This window comes from Saccharomonospora iraqiensis subsp. paurometabolica YIM 90007 (assembly GCF_000231035.2).
GTDB lineage: Bacteria > Actinomycetota > Actinomycetes > Mycobacteriales > Pseudonocardiaceae > Saccharomonospora > Saccharomonospora paurometabolica.
Window position 1 is genome coordinate 119,362 of the sequence record NZ_KI912258.1, and the last position, 3,889, is coordinate 123,250.

The following is a 3,889-nucleotide window of genomic DNA, read 5'->3' on the forward strand; positions in this document are numbered from 1 at the left end:
GGCTGTTCACCGCCCTCGGGCGGCACGTCGGCGGGCGGGGCGGCCGGAGGGCCGCACTCGACGCCGCCCTCGGGGGCGAACGCCGTGGCCTTCTGTTCCCCGAGCGAGACCTGGGCCAGCGACGAGGGGAGCCGCTCGGCCTGCTCCGGCGGCAACGCCTCGCGCAGCCGGTCCGTCGGCAGGACCTGCAGGTCGAGCATGCGGGCGGCCGCCGAGACGTGGTGGCCGGTGAACGGCTCGGTCACCCGGCCCGTCCGTTCGTCCAGGCCCGCCACGCTCACCCGCAGCACCCCGAGGTCGAGCACGTGTTCGGAGGCGCGGTCGGTCAGTTCCTTCAGCCCGCCGCCCACGAGTTCGGCCACACCGCCGAGGACGGGGGCGTCACGGACCTGCTCGAACCCGGGCAGGTCCGTCAGGCCGGGCAGCGGGATGCCGAGGGGGATGTCCCGGGTCGGGTTCGCCGCGTCGAGCTCGAACAGCGTCTCCCCGTCGCGTTCGAAGGCCAGCACCGGGGCCGTGTACTCGACGGTGGACGTGTCGGGGTCGCCGGTGGAGACCACCCGCAGGGTGGGTTGGTCGGCTACCCGCACCGTGAGGCCGAGCGGGGTGCCCTTCAGGATCTCCAGCCGGGCCGCCCGCATCGTGGAGATCGATTCGACCGCCTTGCGGTCGCTGCCCGGGATGTCGGTCAGCCGCACGACCGACCGGGTGGACAGCGTCTGCGGTGCGCTGATCAGCGATCCGGTCCCGTCGGTGTCGTCCCCGCCGCCGGACAGCAGGCCGCCGAGGTGCGCCAGCGGCCCGGGCAGCTCGGACAGCGCCGCCCGGGCCCGGTCACCCTCGTCCTGCCCGTCGTCCTCACCGGGTGCGCCGTCACCGCCGAGGGCGCCGTCGTCACCGCCGAGAGCGCCGTCGTTGCCGCCGAGAGCGCCGTCGTTGCCGCCGAGAGCGCCGTCGTTGCCGGGGGCGCCGGTGTCGTCCCCCGCGTCCGCGTCGGACAGCCGGTGGGTGTCCGGCATGGTGGGGATCGCGTCGACCAGGGACAGGTGGGCGGCCGAGGTCGAGGAGTCGGCGATGGTGCCGACACACGGACCGGTGGTGGGGCTCCAGCGGGCGTGGGCGCTGCCGTTCAGTCCGCTGATCCCGACGAGCGGGTTGTCCGGTGCCTCGAATCCGGTGCTGACCGGCTCCTCGTTGTCCGGCAACGCCGTCTGCGAGACCGCACCGGGCACGGTCGGTGCGTGCCCGCCCACGGCGAGCCCGAACGGGGAGGCCTCGGCGATCGCGCGCTCGTAGGTGAGGTACGACTCCGAGTTCGCCTCGGCCCGGGACAGTCCGAACGCTCCCTCCAGGGCGGACTGCTCGGGCAGGGACTCCTCGACACCCGGCATGGACGCCTCGGCGGGGACGGCCTCCGGTGCCAGGCGGAGCATGCCCAGTGCCGTGCCCGCCTTCCCGATCGCCCTGCCCTCCGGTGTCGGGGGGTCGGAGAACGGGGGCTGGCCCTCCTCCACCGGCTCGGGTTCGGGCGTCGTCGGCACGGTCTGGCCCGCGGCGGGTGCCGCGGACAGGACGAGTACCGCGACGGTGACGGGCGCGGCCAGCGTTCGGGGCAGGCGTCGGCGCATACGGAGGTCCTCCCAGTGGCGTGGTCACTCGGCGGCCGGGGCGACACCGATGTCGTCCTCCCGCCAACGAGGCGGGGGGCCCACCGGTGACGGAGGATGGACCGCTACACTTGTGCGCAGCCGGGCACGGCCCGCGCCGCCTTAGCTCAGACGGCCAGAGCGGCTCACTCGTAATGAGCAGGTCAGGGGTTCGAATCCCCTAGGCGGCTCGGAAGGAAGGGCTCTCCGCCTTGCGGGGGGCCCTTCTTTTCGTCCGCCCACCTTCGCGCCGGTTCGCGGGCCGGACGTGAACGCTGGTTAAGGTGTGCCCATGCCGATGTTCGCCTTCGAGGGCACCAGCCCCACCGTGCACCCCGACGCCTGGATCGCGCCCACCGCGACGCTGATCGGGGACGTCGTCGTCGAGAAGAACGCCTCCGTCTGGTACGGCGCCGTGCTGCGCGGTGATTTCGGCCGGATCGTCGTGCGGGAGGGCGCCAACGTCCAGGACAACTCGGTGCTGCACGTCAACGACGGGACCTGCGAGGTGGGCCGCAACGCCACGATCGGCCACTCGTGCATCGTGCACGACTGCACGGTCGGGGAGCAGGCCCTCGTGGGCAACGCGGCCACCGTGCTGGACAAGGCCGTGATCGGTGCCCGCACCCTGGTCGCGGCGGGTGCCACCATCACCCCGGGCACCGCGGTTCCGGAGGAGACCATCGCCATGGGCAGCCCGGCGAAGAAGTTCGTGCCGCTGACCGACTCCGCCCGGGTGTGGATCGAGCACAACGCCGAGGTGTACCGGGAGCTGGCCCGCCGCCACGCGCAGGGCGTCGAACCCGTGTGACCACCCGGCCGGAGGCCGGCACACGCGAAAGGGCGCCTCCCCGTCACGTGCGGGAGGCGCCCTTCTCGTCCGTGGCTCCGTGGCGACGGGCGTGCCGCGGACCCGTCGGTCCGTCGGCCGCGCCCGGTCAGTCCGGTCAGTCCTGCTCGGTCACCTCGCGGCCCCGGATCTCCTCCCGGTGCGCCGTCTCGCGGTCGTAGGACTCCTGGATCTCCTTCTCGGCCTCGATGCGGCTGGCCCAGGTGGAGCCCTCCACGCTCTTGGCCGGCTCCAGGTCCTTGTACACCTGGAAGAAGTGCTCGATCTCCAGCTTGTGGAACTCGTTGAGGTGGTGGATGTCCCGCAGGTGCTCCATCCGCGGGTCGTCCGACGGCACCGCGATGATCTTGTCGTCCGGGCCCTTCTCGTCGGTCATGCGGAACATGCCGATCGCCCTGCTCCGGATGAGGCAGCCGGGGAACGTCGGTTCCTGCACGAGCACGAGAACGTCGAGCGGGTCGCCGTCCTGGCCCAGCGTGTTGTCGATGAACCCGTAGTCGGCCGGATACTGGGTGGCCGTGAACAGGGTGCGGTCGAGCTTGATGCGCCCCGTCTCGTGGTCCATCTCGTACTTGTTGCGCTCCCCCTTGGGGATCTCGATCGTGACGTCGAACTCCACGCCGTCCTCGCTGCCTCGTCTCTCGGCGCCGCTTGCGGGCGGCTCACACTGCGTCTGACCTTCCTTCACTAGTGTGGACCAGGCAATCGGCCGCCAGGGCAGACGCGGTCGGGAAATGTGACGTCTGCCCCGTTGAACGGCGAGGAGGGTCTGTGGCAGGCGACACGGGCGCCGACCCCGGCGCGGCCGGTGGTGACCGGGGCGGCGGAACGGCCGGAGACGGTGGGTACGGCACCGGACCCGCCCCGCGGTGGCCGTCGGACGACGACGATCCCGACCTCGCCCCCGCCGGACCGGAGGACAACCCACGGCAACCCACCGACGAGTGGGGCGTGCCCGAGGTCACAACGACCGAGCCGCCGACGGTGCGGCACCGGCTGCCGTCCCCGGGCACGGGGGAGCCCGGCGGGTCCGGCGCCGCGGGTGCGCATCCGACCGTCCCGGTGTCCGTGCGGCGGCCCGACCGGGAGCCGGCGCCGGATCGGGACGCGGCGCCCGGTGTCCCTTCCCGCCCCACGCCCGCCCACGACGGCCCCACCCACGATCACGCGCCCGTCCACGACCACGGCCGCGCTGTCGAGCACGGTCCTGCCCATGGGCACGGCCCCGTCCCCGACCACGGCACCACTGTCGGCCACGGCCCTGCCCATGACGGCGGCCACACCCACGAGCACGGCCCTGCCCGGTACGACTCCGTACAGCACGGCCCCGCCCGGGGTGCGCCGCCCGCACCCGGAGGATCCGGCCGCCCGGAGGCGTTCCGTGGCACGGCCG

4 protein-coding genes and 1 tRNA gene are annotated in these 3,889 nt (G+C 73.3%); 3 read left to right on the plus strand and 2 right to left on the minus strand.

The features are described from left to right. Nucleotides 1-1,628 (minus strand): hypothetical protein (locus SACPADRAFT_RS0219810; protein WP_007026802.1); only part of this gene is annotated, 1,628 nt, incomplete at its 3' end. 135 nt (nucleotides 1,629-1,763) lie between these two features. On the opposite strand from SACPADRAFT_RS0219810, the gene SACPADRAFT_RS0219815 reads away from it, so the two are divergent. Then, nucleotides 1,764-1,837: transfer RNA gene (locus SACPADRAFT_RS0219815), tRNA-Thr, on the plus strand. 101 nt (nucleotides 1,838-1,938) lie between these two features. Beyond that, nucleotides 1,939-2,457: a gamma carbonic anhydrase family protein gene (locus tag SACPADRAFT_RS0219820; protein WP_007026801.1), complete on the plus strand. Its 519-nt coding sequence runs from the start codon at nucleotides 1,939-1,941 to the stop codon at nucleotides 2,455-2,457. A gap of 136 nt (nucleotides 2,458-2,593) precedes the next feature. On the opposite strand, the gene SACPADRAFT_RS0219825 is transcribed toward SACPADRAFT_RS0219820, so the two are convergent. Beyond that, nucleotides 2,594-3,115: an inorganic diphosphatase gene (locus SACPADRAFT_RS0219825; RefSeq protein ID WP_007026800.1), complete on the minus strand. Its 522-nt coding sequence runs from the start codon at nucleotides 3,113-3,115 to the stop codon at nucleotides 2,594-2,596. A 594-nt stretch (nucleotides 3,116-3,709) separates the two neighbouring features. Here SACPADRAFT_RS0219825 and SACPADRAFT_RS34175 point away from each other — a divergent pair. Next, a partial coding sequence (locus tag SACPADRAFT_RS34175) for a hypothetical protein (RefSeq protein WP_233357222.1) occupies nucleotides 3,710-3,889 on the plus strand: 180 nt, incomplete at its 3' end.

Excerpts from the sequence above, each read along its gene's own strand:
- SACPADRAFT_RS0219820 (WP_007026801.1), top strand. The coding sequence starts at position 1,939 with ATGCCGATGTTCGCCTTCGAGGGCACCAGCCCCACCGTGCACCCCGAC.